Source organism: Mesorhizobium sp. CNPSo 4689 (assembly GCF_057784325.1).
Genome location: NZ_JBWLUZ010000003.1, coordinates 424,512 through 442,519 on the forward strand (window position 1 = coordinate 424,512; position 18,008 = coordinate 442,519).

General features: G+C 64.0%; 21 protein-coding genes. 7 read left to right on the forward strand and 14 right to left on the reverse strand.

What is annotated here, in order from left to right:
• Positions 1-9: 9 nt before the first annotated feature.
• The 3 genes from AC04SI_RS07150 to AC04SI_RS07160 all read right to left on the reverse strand — a co-directional run bounded on the left by AC04SI_RS07150 (position 10) and on the right by AC04SI_RS07160 (position 1,871).
• Positions 10-297 carry an ArsR/SmtB family transcription factor gene (locus AC04SI_RS07150; RefSeq protein ID WP_192182141.1) on the reverse strand — a complete coding sequence of 96 codons (288 nt, stop codon included), beginning with the start codon at positions 295-297 and terminating at the stop codon, positions 10-12.
• 31 nt (positions 298-328) lie between these two features.
• Positions 329-1,576 carry an MFS transporter gene (locus AC04SI_RS07155; RefSeq protein WP_404283071.1) on the reverse strand — a complete coding sequence of 416 codons (1,248 nt, stop codon included), beginning with the start codon at positions 1,574-1,576 and terminating at the stop codon, positions 329-331.
• Positions 1,577-1,676: 100 nt separating this feature from the next.
• Entirely contained in the window at positions 1,677-1,871 is a 195-nt protein-coding gene (locus AC04SI_RS07160; RefSeq protein ID WP_404283073.1) for a DUF1192 domain-containing protein, read from the reverse strand.
• Positions 1,872-1,984: 113 nt separating this feature from the next.
• On the opposite strand from AC04SI_RS07160, the gene AC04SI_RS07165 reads away from it, so the two are divergent.
• From AC04SI_RS07165 to AC04SI_RS07175, 3 genes are all read left to right on the forward strand, one after another.
• Positions 1,985-2,995 carry an NAD(P)H-quinone oxidoreductase gene (locus tag AC04SI_RS07165; protein WP_404283074.1) on the forward strand — a complete coding sequence of 337 codons (1,011 nt, stop codon included), beginning with the start codon at positions 1,985-1,987 and terminating at the stop codon, positions 2,993-2,995.
• Positions 2,996-3,156: 161 nt separating this feature from the next.
• Positions 3,157-3,297, forward strand: coding sequence for a DUF1127 domain-containing protein (locus AC04SI_RS07170; RefSeq protein WP_404283076.1), 141 nt, complete (start codon positions 3,157-3,159; stop codon positions 3,295-3,297).
• A 318-nt stretch (positions 3,298-3,615) separates the two neighbouring features.
• Positions 3,616-4,314 (forward strand): DUF1013 domain-containing protein, encoded by a 699-nt coding sequence (locus tag AC04SI_RS07175; RefSeq protein WP_006203788.1) that lies wholly within the window; start codon positions 3,616-3,618, stop codon positions 4,312-4,314.
• A 66-nt stretch (positions 4,315-4,380) separates the two neighbouring features.
• On the opposite strand, the gene AC04SI_RS07180 is transcribed toward AC04SI_RS07175, so the two are convergent.
• The 4 genes from AC04SI_RS07180 to AC04SI_RS07195 all read right to left on the reverse strand — a co-directional run bounded on the left by AC04SI_RS07180 (position 4,381) and on the right by AC04SI_RS07195 (position 6,239).
• Positions 4,381-5,100, reverse strand: coding sequence for a helix-turn-helix transcriptional regulator (locus AC04SI_RS07180; RefSeq protein ID WP_065518138.1), 720 nt, complete (start codon positions 5,098-5,100; stop codon positions 4,381-4,383).
• 52 nt (positions 5,101-5,152) lie between these two features.
• Positions 5,153-5,563, reverse strand: a complete 411-nt coding sequence (locus AC04SI_RS07185; protein ID WP_404283078.1) for a hypothetical protein — start codon at positions 5,561-5,563, stop codon at positions 5,153-5,155.
• Positions 5,564-5,571: 8 nt separating this feature from the next.
• Positions 5,572-5,937 carry a VOC family protein gene (locus AC04SI_RS07190; protein WP_404283080.1) on the reverse strand — a complete coding sequence of 122 codons (366 nt, stop codon included), beginning with the start codon at positions 5,935-5,937 and terminating at the stop codon, positions 5,572-5,574.
• A 134-nt stretch (positions 5,938-6,071) separates the two neighbouring features.
• A complete protein-coding gene (locus tag AC04SI_RS07195; RefSeq protein ID WP_404283082.1) occupies positions 6,072-6,239 on the reverse strand; it encodes a hypothetical protein in 168 nt (55 codons plus the stop codon).
• Between the two features lie 203 nt (positions 6,240-6,442).
• Between AC04SI_RS07195 and AC04SI_RS07200 the strand changes: the two genes are divergently transcribed.
• Complete coding sequence (locus tag AC04SI_RS07200; RefSeq protein WP_120013607.1) at positions 6,443-6,604, forward strand: hypothetical protein; 162 nt, start codon at positions 6,443-6,445, stop codon at positions 6,602-6,604.
• 12 nt (positions 6,605-6,616) lie between these two features.
• On the opposite strand, the gene AC04SI_RS07205 is transcribed toward AC04SI_RS07200, so the two are convergent.
• From AC04SI_RS07205 to tkt, 7 genes are all read right to left on the reverse strand, one after another.
• On the reverse strand, positions 6,617-7,348 hold the full coding sequence (locus AC04SI_RS07205) for an SGNH/GDSL hydrolase family protein (protein ID WP_404283084.1): 732 nt from the start codon (positions 7,346-7,348) through the stop codon (positions 6,617-6,619).
• A gap of 84 nt (positions 7,349-7,432) precedes the next feature.
• On the reverse strand, positions 7,433-8,173 hold the full coding sequence (locus AC04SI_RS07210; RefSeq protein ID WP_404283085.1) for a DUF899 domain-containing protein: 741 nt from the start codon (positions 8,171-8,173) through the stop codon (positions 7,433-7,435).
• A gap of 169 nt (positions 8,174-8,342) precedes the next feature.
• The gene (locus AC04SI_RS07215; protein WP_404283087.1) at positions 8,343-9,368 is read right to left on the reverse strand and encodes a class I fructose-bisphosphate aldolase; all 1,026 of its coding nucleotides are present in this window, start codon (positions 9,366-9,368) and stop codon (positions 8,343-8,345) included.
• A 140-nt stretch (positions 9,369-9,508) separates the two neighbouring features.
• Positions 9,509-10,705: a phosphoglycerate kinase gene (locus AC04SI_RS07220; RefSeq protein ID WP_404283088.1), complete on the reverse strand. Its 1,197-nt coding sequence runs from the start codon at positions 10,703-10,705 to the stop codon at positions 9,509-9,511.
• Positions 10,706-10,809: 104 nt separating this feature from the next.
• Complete coding sequence (locus tag AC04SI_RS07225; protein ID WP_404283090.1) at positions 10,810-12,693, reverse strand: potassium/proton antiporter; 1,884 nt, start codon at positions 12,691-12,693, stop codon at positions 10,810-10,812.
• A gap of 262 nt (positions 12,694-12,955) precedes the next feature.
• Complete coding sequence (gene gap / locus AC04SI_RS07230; protein ID WP_404283091.1) at positions 12,956-13,966, reverse strand: type I glyceraldehyde-3-phosphate dehydrogenase; 1,011 nt, start codon at positions 13,964-13,966, stop codon at positions 12,956-12,958.
• Positions 13,967-14,122: 156 nt separating this feature from the next.
• Positions 14,123-16,114 carry a transketolase gene (gene tkt, locus AC04SI_RS07235; RefSeq protein WP_488474041.1) on the reverse strand — a complete coding sequence of 664 codons (1,992 nt, stop codon included), beginning with the start codon at positions 16,112-16,114 and terminating at the stop codon, positions 14,123-14,125.
• Positions 16,115-16,373: 259 nt separating this feature from the next.
• Between tkt and AC04SI_RS07240 the strand changes: the two genes are divergently transcribed.
• From AC04SI_RS07240 to AC04SI_RS07250, 3 genes are all read left to right on the forward strand, one after another.
• A complete protein-coding gene (locus tag AC04SI_RS07240; protein ID WP_006200774.1) occupies positions 16,374-16,646 on the forward strand; it encodes a DUF4164 domain-containing protein in 273 nt (90 codons plus the stop codon).
• A gap of 4 nt (positions 16,647-16,650) precedes the next feature.
• A complete protein-coding gene (locus AC04SI_RS07245; protein ID WP_488474042.1) occupies positions 16,651-17,016 on the forward strand; it encodes a cell division protein ZapA in 366 nt (121 codons plus the stop codon).
• A gap of 187 nt (positions 17,017-17,203) precedes the next feature.
• Positions 17,204-17,863, forward strand: a complete 660-nt coding sequence (locus AC04SI_RS07250; RefSeq protein ID WP_120013472.1) for a peroxiredoxin — start codon at positions 17,204-17,206, stop codon at positions 17,861-17,863.
• Positions 17,864-18,008 lie beyond the last annotated feature (145 nt).

Here is an 18,008-nt window from a genome sequence, read left to right on the forward strand (position 1 = left end):
GACGATGTCTCAGCTTCCGGGCGACCCAAGCTCCCCGGCTTCCCAGAACTGGTCGAGCCAGACGTTCAATCCGAGGAAGCCGGCGCTGCTCACCGCATAGACGCGCCTGGTGCCTTCGGCCTTGGCGTTGACCAGGCCCGCGTCGAGCAGCACTTTCAAATGCTGGGAAACGGCCGGGCGCGACACTGGCAGCCCGGCAGCGAGTTCGTTGACGGTCTTCGGGCCGCGCCGGAGCTCTTCGAGAAGGTAGCGCCGGTTCGGATCGGCGATCGCCATGAAGGCGTCGGAAAAGATCATGCCTTATTTGTGGGGCAAAGCTCCCGAAATCTCAACCATTGGTTTCATTCTTTCTGCGCGGATCAAGCCGCAAGGCTTCCGGTGTGACCGAGCGGTCGGCCGGCTGCGTCGTGAACGCGTCGCGATCTTCGATCGGCACCGGAGCGCGGCGGCTGATGCGCAGCAGCGTGTAGGCGGCCAGGCAAAGATGCGCGAGCGCGGTTGCAAGAAACAGTCCCTCGGGACGAAACCAGCCCATCAGGCCGGCTGCCAGCAACGGGCCGATCATGGTGCCGAAGCCATAAAGCAGCAGCAGGCCGCCGGAGACCTTGACGAAGTCCTCGGCGCGGGCGTGGTCGTTGGCATGCGCCACGGCGATCGAATAGAGCGTGTAGGCGAAGGCGCCATAGGCGGCGGTGAAGACGATGACGAACAGGCTGGAGCGCGGTTCGAACAGGAACATCAGGATGGCGAACAATGCCGCGCCGAAGGCAGCGCCGGCCAGCACGAAACGGCGATCGGTCTTGTCGGACAGACGCCCGGCCGGAAGCTGCATGGCGGCGCCGGCAACGACCACGAGGCTCATCATCAGCGCGATCTCGGCCGTGGAAATGCCGATGCGGGCGCCATAGACTGCGCCCAGCGTGCCCCAGGCGCCATTGGCGATGCCGATCAGCAGGCAGGCGATCGCCGAAACCGGCGAATTGGCATAGAGCCCTTTGACGTCGAGCTTGACGTCCTGCAGCGGCTTGGGGTGCGAAGCCGACGAGACGGCGGTCGGGATTAGCGACAGGCAGAACAATATGCCGGTGATCATGAACAGCGAGGCCGATTTCACGTCGCCGCCTGCAACGATCATCTGGCCGCCCATGATCGAGGCGTAGGTGACCATCATGTAAAGGCCGAAGACGGTGCCGCGGTTCTCGTTGGTGGCCTTCTCGTTCAGCCAGCTTTCGATGACCATGAAGGCGCCGGCCATGGTGAAGCCGGTGAAGGCGCGCAGCAGGATCCAGATATATTCGTCGATGACGAGGCCGGTGAGCAGGGCGACGATGGCGCCCGACGCGGCAAAGGCGCCGAAGGCCCTGACATGGCCGGCGCGCCGCACGATGCGAGGCGCAAAGAAACAGCCGGTGACGAAGCCGCCGGCCCAGGCCGTGCCCATCAGGCCGAGCGATGCCGTTGAAAACCCTTCCACCTGGCCGCGCAGCGGCAGAAGCAGCCCGTGCAGACCGGAGGCTGCGAGCAGGAAGGCGGTGCCGCGAAGCAGCGAAAGGATCGGCCTGTAGGTTGCGAACATGTTTTGATCCGGCTGGAATTTCGGGGCGCAGGTCTGAAGACAGTGGCATTCGGGCTTTTCAGCGGCGCGCGTCGCAGCTCCGAAGGCCTATCGGTGGAAATCATCCACGGCGAAACAGCGCCTCGGCAGCGGATTTGGTCGTGCTTTTGCTCTTGAGCTCGCCTTCCAGCCGGGCGATCTCGTCGCGCAGGATGCCGATCCGCTCGGTGAGCTCGCCGACCGAAAGCAGCGCCAGATCCTGTCCGATCTCGTGCGGACGGGCTTTCTTTTTGGGTTCGTCGTCGAAGATCGCCATCGTCGCTCCTCCCTGATTCAGCATTTGCCTGATTTGGCAATCAGCATACATAGGGCAGGGGTGCTGATGCAAACAGCCGGCGACAGAGCGGCATATTCGAGACGGGACAGTTCATGGCGAGCGCACAGAAAATTCCGGCGAAGATGACGGCCATTGCGATTTCCGAACCCGGCGGCCCACGGGTGCTGAAGCCGGAAACGCGCGACGTACCCATGCCCGGTCCGGGCGAGATCCTGATCCGGGTTCGCGCTGCCGGCGTCAACCGGCCCGATGTGCAGCAGCGCAAGGGCGCCTATCCGCCGCCACCCGGCGCGTCCGACCTGCCGGGCCTCGAAGCGTCGGGCGAAGTGGCGGCCCTGGGCGACGAGATATCGCGCTGGCGCATCGGCGACCGGGTCTGCGCGCTGACGCCAGGCGGCGGCTATGCCGAATATGTCAAGGTGCATGCCGGCAGCGTGCTGCCGCTGCCGGCCGGCTTCACCCACACCGAGGCGGCGGCGGTGCCGGAGAACTATTTCACCGTCTGGCACAATGTCTTCGAGCGCGGCGGCCTGAAAAGCGGCGAGACGCTGCTCGTCCATGGCGGCTCGTCAGGCATCGGCACCACGGCGATCCAGCTGGCATCCGCCTTCGGCGCCTACGTCATCACCACCGCCGGCAGCAAGGAGAAATGTGACGCCTGCCTCAAGCTCGGCGCCGACCGGGCGATCAACTACCGCGAAGAGGATTTTGTCGCCGCGGTCAAGGACGCGACCGCCGGCAAGGGCGCCAATGTCATCCTCGACATGGTCGGCGGCGACTACATCGTGCGCAATTACGAGGCGGCGGCGATAGAAGGCCGCATCGTGCAGATCGCCTTGCAGGGCGGCGCCGTGGCGAGCGCCGATTTCTCCAAGATCATGGTCAAGCGGCTCACCCATACCGGCTCGACGCTCAGGCCACGCACCGTCGAATTCAAGGCGGCAATCGCCGCCGCGCTCGAGGCGCAGGTGTGGCCGCTGCTCGGCACCCGCAGGATAGCGCCGGTCATGGACATGATCTACCCGCTCACGGATGCCTGGCGGGCGCATGAGCGGATGGAGGAGGGCGAGCATATCGGCAAGATCGTGCTCGACGTCGGCTAGGATCCTGGGTGCGCGCGTCGCCTGCTGCATCCTGAACAAAGGCTTAATGCTGCAATGCACAATTGCATTGCGGCCATGCAAAAGCGTCCGTTCATTTCTTGGGCAACGATGCCTATCTAAGCGGCATCGAAACGATTTGATCCAACAAATGGAGGACTACCATGAACCCGATCCGCGCTTACCGTAACTGGCGCATGTACAACGAAACCGTGCGCGAGCTGAACAAGCTCAACGCCCGTCAGCTGCACGACCTCGGCATCAACCGTGGCGACATCGAGAGAATCGCCCGCCAGGCGATTTGATTTTCCGGCAGGTCCGGCCCGAAAGGCCGGACCTGCCGAAAGAAGCCAGAGCCGCCGCTGACAGTTTTGCGTCGCCGGCTCCGAGCCCGCTGGACCCTGTCCGGCGGGTTTTGTCTTTGTGGCCCGCCCCTTGCGGCGGTACCGACCGCCGATCGCTGATCGGCCGTTGCCATGCTCTGTCGCCGCTCTTGCCGCGACTTTCCCAAAAACATTGCGAAATGACAGCGGAGCAGTTATACAGGCCGCGAATTTCCCATTTTGGTGGCTCTAAAACCACCGCCCGCGCGGGAACGCGGGCGAACGAGAAGGATTTTTAAAATGGCCAATACGCTGCTGATGCCCAAGGCGACCGCCGTCTGGCTGGTCGACAACACTGCGCTCTCCTTCGAGCAGATCGCGCAGTTCTGCGGGCTGCATCCGCTCGAGGTCAAGGCGATCGCCGACGGCGAATCGGCGCAAGGCATCAAGGGCATGGACCCGATTATGACCGGTCAGCTGACCCGCGACGAGATCGCGCGCGCCGAGAAGGATCCAAACCATCGTCTGAAGCTCTCTGACCCCAAGGTGCGGGTGCCGGAATCCAAGCGCAAGGGTCCGCGCTACACGCCGCTGTCGAAGCGCCAGGACCGGCCGAACGCCATCCTGTGGCTGGTGCGCAACCATCCGGAGCTGAAGGACGCGCAGATCTCGCGCCTCGTCGGCACCACCAAGTCGACGATCGACCAGATCCGCGAGCGCAAGCACTGGAATTCGGCCAATCTGCAGCCGATGGACCCGGTGACGCTGGGTCTGGCCTCGCAGATCGACCTCGACATGGAAGTCAATCGCGCCTCGCGCGGCCGCGAGCAGGCGCAGCCTGTCGGCGATACGCTGCTACCGGCGGCGCTGACCGAACGGTTGGTGCCGGCGCCGGAAAAGCCCAAGGACGAGGATGCCGAGCTCGATGCCAACGCCGTCTTCGCCAAGCTTTCGGCCTTGAAGTCGAAAGACAAGGATGAGGAAGCGGACGAGGAGTAAGCTTCTCGGCAACCAACAAAAAAGCCCGCTTCGAGCGGGCTTTTTCATCGGTTGTCTCGCGCTGCCTCAGCTACGCGCCGCCCGATCCGGCGTCATGCCGTAGTCTTCGCTGCGCTCCACCGCCCGGTAGAAATCAGCCAGCTGCTTACCGCGTTCCGGCTTGAAGATGCGGCCGGCGATCACGACCGAAGCGATGCGGTCGATGCGGAAGGCGCGAAAATCGTCGCGCATCTCGCACCAGGCGACCAGCGTCCACACCTTGCCCCAGAACCACAGGCCGAGCGGCCGTATGTCGCGCGCGGTGCCGCGGCCGGCCTCGTCCGAGTAGTCGATGGTCAGCACCTGGCGTTTCTCGACGGCGCGCTCGATCAGGTCGATCGCCTCGCGCGCGGCATCGCTCACCACCCACATCGGCGTATGGATCTCGGTACGGGCGATGCGGTCTTTCTCGGCGTCGGGCAGCACGGCGCCGATCTTGACAAGCGCCTCGTCGGCGGCCCTGGCCATGGCGGCGCCGCCAAAGGCCCGCACCATGCGGGCGCCCGCGACCAGCGCCACGATCTCGTCACGCGTGAACATCAGCGGCGGAAGGTCGAAACCCTCCCTCATCATGTAGCCAACGCCCGCCTCGCCGTCGATCGGCACCCCGGTCGACTGCAGATCGGCGATGTCGCGGTAGATGGTTCGCTCGGAAACCTCGAGCCATGTGCCCAACTTCTGGGCAGTGACCAGACGGCCACCGCGCAGATGCTGCACGATCTGGAAGAGCCTGTCGGCACGGCGCATCGTATGGTCCCTCGGCGTTGTCTTTATGCATGTCGTGGTCGGGCGACATGCATTATGGTTTTAGCCCTTCGCGCTTGCGCTGCGCGGCGACGAACTCCGCGCCGAAGGACAATTTCCTCGTTGTCAGCGTCTTGGCGTCGATCACCCGCCAGAAGGGTGCGACGTCACTCAGCGACATGCCGCGCTCCAGATCCTCATTGGCGGCCTCCGCGACGGTGCGCAGATGATAGCCGATGGTGACCGGACATGTCACTTCGGCACCGTGCTCGATGGCTAAAGCGGTGCGCAGGGCGCGGACATCCATTTCGACGCCCTTGGGAATGGAGCGGATGAAATCGTCGACCTGGCGTGCCGTCGGCACCAGCATCGACTGGCCTTCGACGACGTCGGCCACCGTGCGCGGCGACGGTTTGATGCCGTTGATCCCCGCTGTGTTCAGCCTATCGTTCCAGCTTTTCACCATGCGCGTACCTAGACGAAAAGGCCGAAACTGTTGCCGTCAGGGTCGAGGCAATAAGCGAATGTGCCGGCTGGAATGGAGATCGCCGGCGAGACGACCTGGCCGCCATTTTGCGTTACCCGCTCCATCGCATCCTCGATGGGCGCGGCCACCGACAAATGGATCGTCGGGCCGGTTCCCGGTGCTGCCGGCTTGCCGGGATAGACGTGGCCAGATGCCATCCGCTCCTGCGCGCTGAACATGGCGATCGGATTCGGGCCGCTCTCCTCGAGCACCAGATCGTTCTGCAGCACCGACGCATAGAAGGCGCGGGCGCGGTCCATGTCGGTGACGGGAATCTCGAACCAGGCCGAGGCTTTTGCAGGGATGAAGGCCATGTCTTTCTCCTGAACTTAACCGCTTTATCGCACGCCGCTCCTGACAGCATACTGTCAGGAGCCTTCAGCAGCCCCGCGAGTTACATCTGGGCGTCGCTGCCTCCGCAGCCAAGCGCGGCGCGTAAAAAAACATCTCAGCTATCGATGTGGCGGCCGTTGGCATACATGTCCGGCCAGCCAATGTCCTTGCGGATGTGCGCCGGCAGATCGTTCATAAAACGCTGGGTGCGGATCTCGTTGCGTATGGTGCGGATCTTGCCGACATAGTGCTGGACGCTGCGCATAATCGTAAAACCGTTCATGACGACTCTCCTGTGTTTGATGAGAGCATCATCGCACACCCCTCCTGACAGCAGTCTGTCAGGAGGATGTCAGGCCGTCGAAGAAGGCGTTGGGTTAGCGTGCGAGTGCCTTAGAAACGGGTCTTTTGTCAGGAACGGCTCAGCCGGCTGAGATGACGGGAGAACCGCTTTGACAGCCGCGCGCGATGCTGGTCAAAAGCGGCATGTCGAAACTCCTCGCTCTCGTCATCATTGGCATCATGGCAATCCAGCTGATCAAGCCGCTCGGCTGGCCGGGGCTGAAGCGGCGCAGCGACTTCTGGAAGCTGGCGGTGCTGGCCATGGCGGCGATCTCGATAACGGCGCTGCTCGGCCATTGGGGGTAAGGGCGCAAGCCGCTACAGCGCCTCGCCTTGCCCATCCGCCAACACCAGGCCGACCAGATGCTCGGCCCAGGCCCGGTAACCGGCCTCCGAGGCATGAAAACCGTCGGAGGCAAAGCCGGCCTCCGGGTTGGTGATCGGCAGCCGCGGCGCCGGCACTGCACCGCGCTCGAGACAGAGGCGCTCGCCCATGCGGTTCATCTCGGTGGCGCGAATTTCGAGGATCTTGCCGAGCAGTGGCGGCATGGCCGGCGCGCGGGTGAATTCCAGCACCGGCGACCACACCACGCGCGCCTCCGGCCATTTGGCGCGCAGCGCATAGAGCAGGCCGCCGAACTCCTTCTTGAAGCGCGGCACCGAATGAAAGTTCTTGGTGTCGTTGGTGCCGATGGCCAGCACGATATGCGTCCACGAATCGGCCGACAGATTGGGCAGGACATGATCGCGGATTTGGCCCGACGTTGCCGAATTGAAGCCGGCCGCCCGCCAGCGCACGACGCGGCCGGTGCCTTGCGAGATCAACGCGGCCAGCTGCGCGGCAAGCCCGTCCTCGGAATTGCCGATGCCGACCGAAGCGGCCGAGGAATCGCCCAGCACCAGCAGCGAGATCGCCGGCTGCCTGCCTGATATTTCGTGCATGACCGGCCCCTGCGCCGGCAGCATGCGGGTGGTGCGGCGGCGCACGCCAAGCCCCTGCCAGATATAGACCGGGAAGGCGAGCCAGGTGAGGAGGGCTGGAAAACGCATGGCGATACCATTGAACGGATTGCAACCAGCCCTTTAGCGCATGCGGCGCCGCAAATGAACGGGCTTGCGCGGCTGCCACTCTCGTCAGCGGCAGCAATCGTGCTCAGCCTGGCGCCTCTCCTGGTATTCGTCATGCAGCCGCACCCAGTCCATCAGCCCGTTGTAGGGACCGGTCTCGTTGCGTCCCTTGGGCGTCATGTCGAGATAGTGGTAGGCGCCGATCAGCGGGTCGCCGCCACGGGCGCGTGTCATGAAGGTCAGGAAGATGTCGCCGGCCGCATCGCCGTAGAACACGCTGGCGCCGGGAAGATCCTTCGATGTCCGGGGACGCGTCTCGAAATTGTAGGTGGTGTCGCCCGCCGCGATCTGCTTGTCGGTGAAAGAGACCTGCATGTCGAAATTGAAGTCCGAGGCGTAGGACGACACCCAGTCGAATTTCCAGCCCATGCGCTGCTTGTAGGGCAGCAGTTCGGCCAGCGGCGCCCGCGACACCACGACCAGTGACACGTCGTGGTGTTTGAGATGCAGGTTGGCGCCGTCGATGTGGTCGGCGAGGAACGAACAGCCTTCGCAGCGGTAGTCGGCGCCTGGGCCGAACATGAAGTGGTAGACGATCAGCTGGCTTTTGCCCGCGAACAGGTCGGCCAGTTTCTTCGGGCCCTTCCCGGTTTCAAAGACGTAGTCCTTTCTGATCTTGAGCCAGGGCAAGTCGCGCCGCTCGGCGGCGATGCGGTCGCGAAAGCGCGTGAGTTCCTTTTCGCGCGCCAGATGCGCCTTGTGTGCTTCGAACCAGTCTTCCCGCGAAACGATCTTGTTGTTTGGCATGAACTTTCTCCCTGTCGTTCGCCCCAAGGACGTTCGGGGTCGGCGCAAACCGACATGACCGCCTGTTTTTCCGGGGAGGACATGGTCATGCGGGAGGGCTGGCCCAACAACCGGGCAAACAAAACCCGGGCACACGGCCCGGGTCCGGATCAAGACAGAAGAGGTATGGTCAGGCGGCCTTTTCCAGCGCCGGCTGCCATTGTCCGAGCGCCGCCAGATGGTTCATGCGCGCGCGATGGGCAAAGGCGGCCTGGCCGGCGGCAACATTTTCCGCCTTGCCGCTCCAGGCCTTCTGCGGGGCGGCCTGCAAGGCGCGGCCGTAGGAGAAGCTCAGTTTCCACGGATGCGGACCGATGACGTTGATGGCGTTGAGGTTGGCGGTGGCTTCCTCGTCCGATTGCCCGCCGGAGAGGAAGGCGATGCCCGGCACCGCCGACGGCACCATCTCGCGGAACAGCTTTATGGTCCGTTCGGCGACTTCTTCCGGACTACTTACCTTGCCCGACTTCTTGCCGGCCAAAACCATGTTGGGCTTGAGGATGGTGCCTTCGAGGACAACGCGGGCCGCATAAAGCTCGGTGTAGAGCTTCGTCAACGTCGCCTTGCTGATCTCGTAGCAGGTGTCGATGTCGTGGGCGCCGTCCATCAGCACCTCCGGCTCGACGATCGGCACGATGCCGGCCTCTTGGCAAAGCGCCGCATAGCGGGCCAGCGCATGGGCGTTGGAGCCGATCGAGGTGGCCGACGGCACGCCTTTGGCGACGTCGATGTCGATCACCGCGCGCCATTTAGCGAAGCGCGCGCCCATCTTGTAATACTCAGCGAGCCGCTCGCGCAGGCCGTCGAGGCCTTCGGTGATGGTGTCGCCGGGAAAACCGGCCAGCGGCTTGGCGCCGGCGTCGACCTTGATGCCGGGGATGGCGCCTGAAGCCTTGATGATGTCGACCAGCGGCGTACCGTCGGCGGCCTTCTGGCGGATGGTTTCGTCATAGAGGATGACGCCGGAAATGTATTTCGTCATCGCGTCCTTGGCGCGGAACATCATCTCGCGGTAATCGCGGCGGCTGTCGGCGGTCGATTCGACGCCGATGACGTCGAAACGCTTCTTGATGGTGCCGGAGCTTTCATCGGCGGCCAAGAGGCCCTTGCCGTCGGCGACGATCGCGGCGGCAATGTCTTCGAGACGTTCGCTCATTTTGCTTCTCCTTGACGGTGTTGTTTCCGCGCTAGCAGAACATTACCGCCAAAGAAATGACGCCGGAAAGCTCGAATCGATTGAAAGTTGCGGCCGCCCCGGCGCGCTCTCCTAGTATTGATCGCTCAAGCCAGACGCTCTCAGCGCTTCAGCACCTCGACGCCCGGCAATGGCTTGCCCTCCATCCATTCCAGGAAGGCGCCGCCGGCGGTCGAGACATAGGTGAAGTCGTCGGCCACACCGGCATGGTTGAGTGCCGCCACCGTATCGCCGCCGCCGGCCACCGAGACCAGCTTGCCGGCCTTGGTGCGGGCCGCTGCGTGCCTGGCCGCTGCCACCGTCGCATGGTCGAAAGGCGCGATCTCGAAGGCGCCGAGCGGACCGTTCCAGACCAGCGTCGCGGCGCGGTCGATCCAGTCGGCGACGGCTTTCACGGTTTTCTCGCCGACATCGAGGATCATGCCGTCGGCCGGCACCTCCGAGATGGCGACGGTTTCGCTGGCCGCACCCGCCTTGAACTCTTTCGCCACGACGCCGTCGACCGGCAGGATGATGGCGCAGCCGGCTTCGGCCGCTTCGATCATGATCTGCTTGGCGGTGGTGGCAAGGTCGTGCTCGCACAGCGATTTGCCGACGGCGGTGCCGCGCGCGGCGAGGAAGGTGTTGGCCATGCCGCCGCCGATGACCAGCGCGTCGACCCTCTTCACCAGGTTCATCAAGAGGTCGATCTTGGTCGAGACCTTAGCGCCGCCGACGATGGCGACGACCGGGCGAACCGGATTGCCGAGGCCCTTTTCCAGCGCGTCGAGTTCGGCCTGCATGGTGCGGCCGGCATAGGCCGGCAAGAGATGCGCCAGCCCTTCGGTCGATGAATGGGCGCGGTGGGCGGCGGAGAAGGCGTCGTTGACGAAGATATCGCCATTGGCGGCGAGCTTTTCGGTGAAGGCCGGATCGTTCTTTTCCTCGGCCTTGTAGAAGCGGGTGTTTTCGAGCAGCAGCACTTCGCCCTTGTTCATGGCGGCGACGGCGCTTGCCGCTGTGTCGCCAATGCAGTCCAATGCGAAGCCGACGGGTCGGCCGAGCACCTCCGCCGTCGCGTTGGCGATCGGCTCCAGCGAGAACTCCGGGGTCGGGCCGTCCTTGGGACGGCCGAAATGGGCAAGCAGGATGACCTTGGCGCCCTTGCCGGACAATTCGGCCAGGGTCGGGGCGATGCGCTCGATGCGGGTGACGTCGGTGACCTTGCCCTCAGTGACGGGAACGTTGAGGTCGACGCGCACCAGCACGCGCTTGCCGGAGATGTTGCCGATGTCGTCCAGTGTCTTGAAGCCGGCCATGCTGATCCCTTTTCGCGAAAAATCGCCGGGACCATACCCCGCACCGACGACGATGCAAGGCCCGCGTGAAGGCGCGCGCGCAAAAATGATGTCGCCTCGAAAGATCAGCTTTCGCTCGCGGCCTTTTCATTGGCCGGCCCCGGTGCTTCCTCCGCATGAAGCTCGGCAGCAGGCACTTCGGCCGGCTTGCGCCATCTGCGGACGAAGGCGGCGAGGCGGTCGCGGATTTCGCCGGCGCTCAGGAACACCGGCACGCGCGCCACCGGTGCGGTCGGTTCGAAGGACAGGCCAAGGCCTGTGATTTTGCCCTTGTCGTCGACGTCGCGCACGATCAGCTCGATCGGACCGAGCAGGACACGGTCAGCATATTCGGCATGGCTGCCAAGGCGCTCTGTGACCAGGGCGCCGATGGTCAGCTTGCTCTCGGCCTCGGTCAGGCCCGGCGAATAGGCGGCTTCCAGTTCCGCGGCCGAGCGTGTCGGATCGACGGCGAAGGCGCCGAAGAAGTCGGCATCCTCGGGGTCGACCAAGGCGCGGCTGGCAAACAGCTTGTCAAGCAGGCGCGGATAGCGGTCCGGCACGAAGATGTAGACGTGGTCGCCGGCGGCAAGCCGGCCCATGTCCTGGAAGCGCATCGAGCGGCCGTCGCGCAGCACCAGCGAGGGCCTGGCCCAGCGTGGGATGCGTTCGCCGCGCGCCACTGGACTGCCCGGCGCGACGCGATAGGCGAGCAGTTCGTGATGGGCCGAGCCCGGCAGTTCAAGTTCGACCTTGTCCAGCGGCCCGAGCCGGGCCGGCACGATCAGGCCGAGGCGGCGCGCCAGAGGCCCGACGGTCCAGCCCTGGATGACAAGCGACACCAGCACGATGATGAAGGCGGTGTTGAAGATGGTGCGGCCGTTTTCCAGGCCGCCGAGCAGCGGCGTGATGGCCAAAAGGATCGACACCGCGCCACGCAGACCGACCCAGGAGACAAAGGCGATCTCGGGACGGGGCAGGCGGAACGGGATCAGGCAGAGCCAGACGGCGATCGGCCTGGCGACGAAGATCAGGAACAGGCCAAGCAGCACCGCCGGCACCAGGATCGCCGGAAATTGCGAGGGCGTGGCGAACAGGCCGAGGATCAGGAACATGATGATCTGCGCCAGCCACGACATGCCGTCCTGGAAGCGCTTCAGGATGGTGACGGCGCGGATGTCGGAATTGCCGGCGACCAGCCCCGCCAGATACACCGCGAGGAAACCGGAACCGCCGATGGCGCCGGCGGCGGCGAACACCATCAGCGACAGGGTCAGCACGAAGATCGGCAACAGGCCATGGTCGAGGTTGAGCCGGTCGACCAGGCGCACGATGGCGAGACCGCCGAGCACGCCGACGACGGCGCCAAGGCCCATATTGAGCAGGAAGCCGAGGACAAGGTTGGTGACCAGGACATTGGTTTCCGGATTGGCGTGGGCGGCGATGATCTCGACCAAGGTGATGGTCAGGAAGATGGCGATCGGGTCGTTGGTGCCGGATTCGACTTCGAGCGTTGCACGCACGCGTTCGCGCAGATTGATCTCGCCGGCGCGCAGCAGGAAGAACACGGCAGCCGCATCGGTCGAGGCGACGGCGGCGCCGAGCAGGAAGGATTCCAGCCAGGTGAGGTCGAGCAGGTAATAGGCGGCGGCGCCGAACAGGCCGGTGGTCAGAATGACGCCGACGGTCGCCAGCGACAGCGCCGGCCCGGCCGCCTGGCGCAGGGCGTTGAGCGGCGTGCCGAAACCGGAATCGAACAGGATGACGGCGAGCGCCAGTGAGCCGGCAAAATAAGCCAGCCGCGCATTGTCGAATTCGATGCCGAGGCCATCGGTTCCGGTGGCGAGACCAATGCAGAGGAACAGCAGCAGCAGGGGGGCGCCGAAGCGGAATGCGATCAGGCTCGAAAACGCGGCGGCAACGACAAGCGCGGTGCCGATCAGCGTCACGAGATAGATCGCATGCTCCATCCGAATTTGCCCCTCACATTCGCGTTCTCATCGAATTACGGGAGAGTGAGGCGAAGACGTGACCAGTGCAAGGCGGGAGGGTGGCTTTTTGGCCTATGCCGCTGATTTCCGGATAGTTTGGCGCCTCGGCCACAATCCAAGGGAAGCCAGACCCTGCCCGATATTCCCTGTCGCCCGGAATGCCGCAACGATCATGTCGTGCATAACGAAAAACGCCCGGGCAAAGCCGGGCGTTTCAGGTCTCGAAAAGAGAGCCTTGCGATCAGGCGATGGTCTTGCCGAAAGCGACGGCGGTGTCGCCCATGCGGTTGGAGAAGCCCCATTCATTGTCGTACCAGGACAGCACCGAAACAAAGTTGCCGTCCATGACCTTGGTCTGGTCGAGCGCCATGACCGAGGAGTGCGGATCGTGGTTGAAGTCGATCGAGACGTTCGGGTGATGGGTGACGCCGAGGATGCCCTTCAGCTTGCCGTTGGAGGCGGCGATCACGGCCTCGTTGATTTCCTGCACGGTGGTCGAGCGCTTGGCGATGAACTTGAGGTCGACGACCGAGACGTTCGGGGTCGGCACGCGGATCGAGATGCCGTCGAGCTTGCCCTTGAGGTCGGGCAGCACCAGACCGATCGCCTTGGCGGCACCGGTCGAGGTCGGGATCTGCGAGAGGGCCGCGGCGCGGGCGCGGTAGAGGTCCTTGTGCATGGTGTCCAGCGTCGGCTGGTCGCCGGTGTAGGAGTGGATCGTCGTCATCATGCCCTTCTCGATGCCAACCGCGTCGTGCAGCACTGCGGCCAGCGGCGCCAAGCAGTTGGTGGTGCAGGAGGCGTTCGAGATGACGATGTGGTCCTTGGTCAGCTTGTCGTGGTTGATGCCGTAGACGACCGTGAGGTCGGCGCCCTCTGCCGGCGCCGAGACGAGGACGCGCTTGGCGCCGGCGGTCAGGTGCGCGGCGGCCTTGTCGCGGGCGGTGAAGATGCCGGTGCATTCGAGCGCGATATCGATGCCGAGTTCCTTCCACGGCAGCTGCGTCGGGTCCTTGATGGCGGTGACCTTGAAGGTCTCCTTGCCGACGGTGATCTGGTCGCCGGACACCGACACCTCGTGCGGGAAGCGGCCATGCACGCTATCGTAGCGCAGCAGGTGCGCGTTGGTCTCGACCGGGCCGAGGTCGTTGACGGCGACGACGTCGATGTCCTTGCGGCCGGATTCATGGATGGCGCGCAGGATGTTGCGGCCGATGCGGCCAAATCCGTTGATGGCAACTCTGACGGTCATTTTTCTCTCCCTGGGAGCTGGAAGGCAATTGGGTCTGCTGCTTCATAGCGGCGGACGGGCGAAGAATCCAGCCATGCAGGGCCTGGATTTAAATCGATTAGGTTGGGCCAGCCCGCGAAATCGCCTGAAGCAATTCGCGCGCCGGCCCTCAATGCCTTACTTGCCGTGCAGGCGGGCTTCCGCCGCCTTCGCGGCCGCATCCGCGGTGATGCCGAAATGCGGATAGAGCTGCTCGATGGTGCCGGAGGCGCCAAAGCCGGTCATGCCGATGAAGATGCCGTCGGTGCCGATGAGGTGATCCCAGCCCTGGCGGATGCCGGCCTCAATGGCGATCTTCACCGGCGCGTTGCCGATCGTCTTCTTGCGGTAATCATCGCTCTGCAGGTCGAACAGTTCGAAGCAGGGCACCGAGACGACGCGGGTCGGATGGCCGTGCTTCTCCAGCAAGTCGCGCGCGCCAAGCGCGATCTCGACTTCGGAACCGGTGGCGAAGATCGTCACCGCCGCTTCGCCGCTGGCGGCGGCAAGCTCGTAGGCGCCGGAAGCGCTGAGGTTCTTGGCGGCGTATTCGGTGCGCACCGTCGGCAGGTTCTGGCGGGTCAGCGCCAGCGTCGACGGCGTCTTTTTCGATTCGATCGCCAGCTGCCAGCATTCGGCGGTTTCGACCGCGTCGGCCGGGCGGAACACAAAATGGTTCGGAATGGCGCGCAGTGCCGCCAGATGCTCGACCGGTTGGTGGGTCGGGCCGTCTTCGCCAAGGCCGATGGAATCATGGGTCATGACGAAGATCGAACCGATGCCCATCAGCGAGGCAAGGCGCATCGACGGACGGGCATAGTCGGAGAAGCACATGAACGTGCCGCCATAGGCGATCAGGCCGCCATGCAGCGTCAGGCCGTTGAGTGCTGCCGCCATGCCGTGCTCGCGAACGCCGTAATGGACATAGCGCTGGCCGTAGTCGTCCGGGGTAATGTTCTTGGTCTGGCTGGTCTTGGTGTTGTTGGAGCCGGTCAGGTCGGCGGAGCCGCCGATGGTCTCCGGCACTGCGCCATTGATGATTTCCAGTGCCATTTCCGACGATTTGCGGGTGGCGACCTTCGGCTTGTCGGCTGAGAGCTTCTTCTTGTAGTCGGCGATGACGGCGTCGAAATTCGACGGCAGCTTGCCACTGACGCGGCGCTCGAACTCGGCCTGCAGCTTGGCGTCGGCCTTGGCGAGGCGGCCTTCCCAGTCGGTGCGCGACTTGACGCCAGCCTTGCCGGCAGCGCGCCAGGCGTCGAGGATGTCGGCCGGAATCTCGAAGGGGGCCGAATCCCAGCCGAAGAACTTCCTTGCGCCGGCGATTTCCTCGGCGCCGAGCGGCGAGCCATGCGCCTTGTTGGTGCCGGCCTTGGTCGGGGCGCCGAAGCCGATCGTCGTCTTGCAGGCGATCATGGTCGGCTTGTCGGAATGGCGCGCCGCCTCGATGGCATAGGCGATCGCTTCCGGATCCTGGCCGTCGATATGGCTGGCGTTCCAGCCGGAGGCCTGGAAGCGGGCGACCTGGTCGGTGTTGTCGGCGAGCGACACCGGGCCGTCGATCGAGATGTTGTTGTTGTCCCAGAAGACGATCAGCTTGTTCAGCTTGAGGTGGCCGGCCAGCGCGATGGCTTCTTGGGAGACGCCTTCCATCAGGCAGCCGTCACCGGCCAGCACATAGGTGTAGTGGTCGACGAGGTCGTTGCCGAAGGCGGCGTTCATGATGCGCTCGCCGAGCGCGAAGCCGACCGAATTGGCAAGGCCCTGGCCGAGCGGGCCGGTGGTCGTCTCGATGCCCTCGGCATGGCCGTATTCCGGGTGGCCCGCGGTCTTCGATCCGAGCTGGCGGAAATTCTTGATCTGGTCGAGGGTCATGTCCTCGTAGCCTGTCAGATGCAGCAGCGAATAGAGCAGCATCGAGCCGTGGCCGGCCGACAGGATGAAGCGGTCGCGGTCGGCCCAATGCGGAGCCTTGGCGTCGAATTTCAGGAAGCGGGTGAACAGCACCGTGGCGATGTCGGCGCAGCCCATCGGCAGGCCGGGGTGGCCGGAATTTGCCTTCTCGACGGCGTCCATGGAGAGAAAACGGATCGCGTTGGCCATCCGATCATGCTGTTCACGCGAGGTCATGCTTCCTCCGGGGTGGGGGTTTGGGGCCTTGGGAGAGGCCTGGAAAGGGTGCGCGACACATAGCAGGCGCGGCCCTTGAGTCAACAAATCGGTGCGTTTTTGCCGGGCTTGTGATGCCGCAACCCCTCTACATTAGCGTTAGCAGGGGACAGTCGCGAGAGCTTTGTTGACGTCGCCTTCACACGGCGCCTAATCTTTCCTGAATAACGCGTTCTGAACGCAAACGATTCGGTGATGGGCAGGGTGCAGGGACGAAGCCATGACCGGGGAAACCACGCTCAAGGAAGTCATAGCCCGGCTGGGTAAAGCCATCGAGGGCCTTGAAAACGCCGTCGCGGCCAAGCTCGAGCACGAGCGCGACTATTCGGAAGCCGAGGCAGAGGTGCAGCGCATGAACGCTGACCGCTCCAGGCTGGCGCAAGAACTCGACAATTCCGAAGCGCGCGCCGAACGGCTGGAAGATGCCAACAAGGAAGTGTCGCGTCGGCTGGTGACCGCGATGGAAACCATTCGCGCGGTACTGGACAGGTAGGCCCATGTCACAGGTTACGGTTTCAATCGACGGCAAGCAGTATCGCATGGCCTGCGACGAGGGCCAGGAAGAGCACCTGATCGATCTTGCCGAGCGCTTCGATCGCTATGTTTCGCATCTGAAGGACTCTTTTGGCGAGATCGGCGACCAGCGGCTGACCGTCATGGCCGGCATCATGGTCATGGACGAGCTTTCGGAGCTGCAAAAACGCGTCAAGGGCATGGAAAGCGAAGTACTGACCTTGCGCAAGACGCGCGACGAGGCGCTGACCAAGGCCGACAAGAGTGACTCCGTGCTGACCAGCGCGCTTGGTGCGCTGGCTCAGCGCATGGAGGATCTGGCGGTTGCCCTGGCGGTGAAGAAGGCCTGAGCACTGCCCGGCTGAGGGTGTCCCGGAAGAAATGCCGCATTTCCACGAAATGGGCGAAAATATTTCGCCATAGGTCCCGGCGCCGGTGTCCGCCAGCGTTTTAAGGATGCTCCTACAGTGCTAAGAAGACCAAGCGGCGCCGGCGGGCTGACTGTGCCGGCGGCAAGTCAAAGGGTAGGGACACGCCATGAGTCTTCGTATCAACGACATCGCGCCGGATTTCACGGCCGAAACCACGCAAGGCACAATCAGCTTCCATGAATGGATCGGCGACGGCTGGGCGGTGCTTTTCAGCCATCCGAAGAACTTCACGCCGGTCTGCACGACCGAGCTTGGCACCATGGCCGGGCTGGAGGGCGAATTCAAAAAACGCAACGTCAAGATCATCGGTATTTCGGTCGACCCGGTTTCGAGCCACGACAAATGGCAGGACGACATCAAGACCGCGACCGGCCAGGTGGTGAAATATCCGCTGATCGGCGACAAGGAACTCAAGGTCGCCAAGCTCTACGAGATGCTGCCGGCGGGCGCCGGCGAGACTTCGGAGGGCCGCACGCCGGCCGACAATGCCACGGTGCGTTCGGTCTACGTCATCGGCCCGGACAAGAAGATCAAGCTGGTGCTCACCTATCCGATGACCACCGGCCGCAATTTCGACGAGATACTGCGCGTCATCGATTCCATCCAGCTGACGGCAAAGCACCAGGTGGCGACGCCGGCCAACTGGAAGCAGGGCGAGGATGTGATCATCACCGCCGCGGTCTCCAACGAAGACGCGATCAAGCGCTTCGGCGCCTTCGATACGATCCTGCCCTATCTGAGAAAGACCAAGCAGCCGACCGCGTGAGCCTTCCTTCTCCCCGTTCACGGGGAGAAGGTGCCCGAAGGGCGGATGAGGGGCGGCGCGGCGTTCGGCCATGATCGCACGCCGGCTCTCCGAATGCGATTGCTCGCAGACTTGGCGCTGCCCCTCATTGCCCTGCCGGGCATTT

What these genes read in the sequence shown, in the direction of transcription:
- tkt (WP_488474041.1), bottom strand. Translation starts at nt 16,114, where the DNA reads ATGACCTCGCGTGAACAGCATGATCGGATGGCCAACGCGATCCGTTTT.
- AC04SI_RS07240 (WP_006200774.1), top strand. Translation starts at nt 16,374, where the DNA reads ATGACCGGGGAAACCACGCTCAAGGAAGTCATAGCCCGGCTGGGTAAA.
- AC04SI_RS07210 (WP_404283085.1), bottom strand. Translation starts at nt 8,173, where the DNA reads ATGCCAAACAACAAGATCGTTTCGCGGGAAGACTGGTTCGAAGCACAC.
- AC04SI_RS07220 (WP_404283088.1), bottom strand. Translation starts at nt 10,705, where the DNA reads ATGGCCGGCTTCAAGACACTGGACGACATCGGCAACATCTCCGGCAAG.
- AC04SI_RS07185 (WP_404283078.1), bottom strand. Translation starts at nt 5,563, where the DNA reads ATGGTGAAAAGCTGGAACGATAGGCTGAACACAGCGGGGATCAACGGC.
- AC04SI_RS07225 (WP_404283090.1), bottom strand. Translation starts at nt 12,693, where the DNA reads ATGGAGCATGCGATCTATCTCGTGACGCTGATCGGCACCGCGCTTGTC.
- gap (WP_404283091.1), bottom strand. Translation starts at nt 13,966, where the DNA reads ATGACCGTCAGAGTTGCCATCAACGGATTTGGCCGCATCGGCCGCAAC.
- AC04SI_RS07245 (WP_488474042.1), top strand. Translation starts at nt 16,651, where the DNA reads ATGTCACAGGTTACGGTTTCAATCGACGGCAAGCAGTATCGCATGGCC.
- AC04SI_RS07155 (WP_404283071.1), bottom strand. Translation starts at nt 1,576, where the DNA reads ATGTTCGCAACCTACAGGCCGATCCTTTCGCTGCTTCGCGGCACCGCC.
- AC04SI_RS07150 (WP_192182141.1), bottom strand. Translation starts at nt 297, where the DNA reads ATGATCTTTTCCGACGCCTTCATGGCGATCGCCGATCCGAACCGGCGC.
- AC04SI_RS07170 (WP_404283076.1), top strand. Translation starts at nt 3,157, where the DNA reads ATGAACCCGATCCGCGCTTACCGTAACTGGCGCATGTACAACGAAACC.
- AC04SI_RS07215 (WP_404283087.1), bottom strand. Translation starts at nt 9,368, where the DNA reads ATGAGCGAACGTCTCGAAGACATTGCCGCCGCGATCGTCGCCGACGGC.
- AC04SI_RS07180 (WP_065518138.1), bottom strand. Translation starts at nt 5,100, where the DNA reads ATGCGCCGTGCCGACAGGCTCTTCCAGATCGTGCAGCATCTGCGCGGT.
- AC04SI_RS07205 (WP_404283084.1), bottom strand. Translation starts at nt 7,348, where the DNA reads ATGCGTTTTCCAGCCCTCCTCACCTGGCTCGCCTTCCCGGTCTATATC.
- AC04SI_RS07250 (WP_120013472.1), top strand. Translation starts at nt 17,204, where the DNA reads ATGAGTCTTCGTATCAACGACATCGCGCCGGATTTCACGGCCGAAACC.
- AC04SI_RS07165 (WP_404283074.1), top strand. Translation starts at nt 1,985, where the DNA reads ATGGCGAGCGCACAGAAAATTCCGGCGAAGATGACGGCCATTGCGATT.
- AC04SI_RS07200 (WP_120013607.1), top strand. Translation starts at nt 6,443, where the DNA reads ATGTCGAAACTCCTCGCTCTCGTCATCATTGGCATCATGGCAATCCAG.
- AC04SI_RS07175 (WP_006203788.1), top strand. Translation starts at nt 3,616, where the DNA reads ATGGCCAATACGCTGCTGATGCCCAAGGCGACCGCCGTCTGGCTGGTC.
- AC04SI_RS07190 (WP_404283080.1), bottom strand. Translation starts at nt 5,937, where the DNA reads ATGGCCTTCATCCCTGCAAAAGCCTCGGCCTGGTTCGAGATTCCCGTC.
- AC04SI_RS07160 (WP_404283073.1), bottom strand. Translation starts at nt 1,871, where the DNA reads ATGGCGATCTTCGACGACGAACCCAAAAAGAAAGCCCGTCCGCACGAG.
- AC04SI_RS07195 (WP_404283082.1), bottom strand. Translation starts at nt 6,239, where the DNA reads ATGAACGGTTTTACGATTATGCGCAGCGTCCAGCACTATGTCGGCAAG.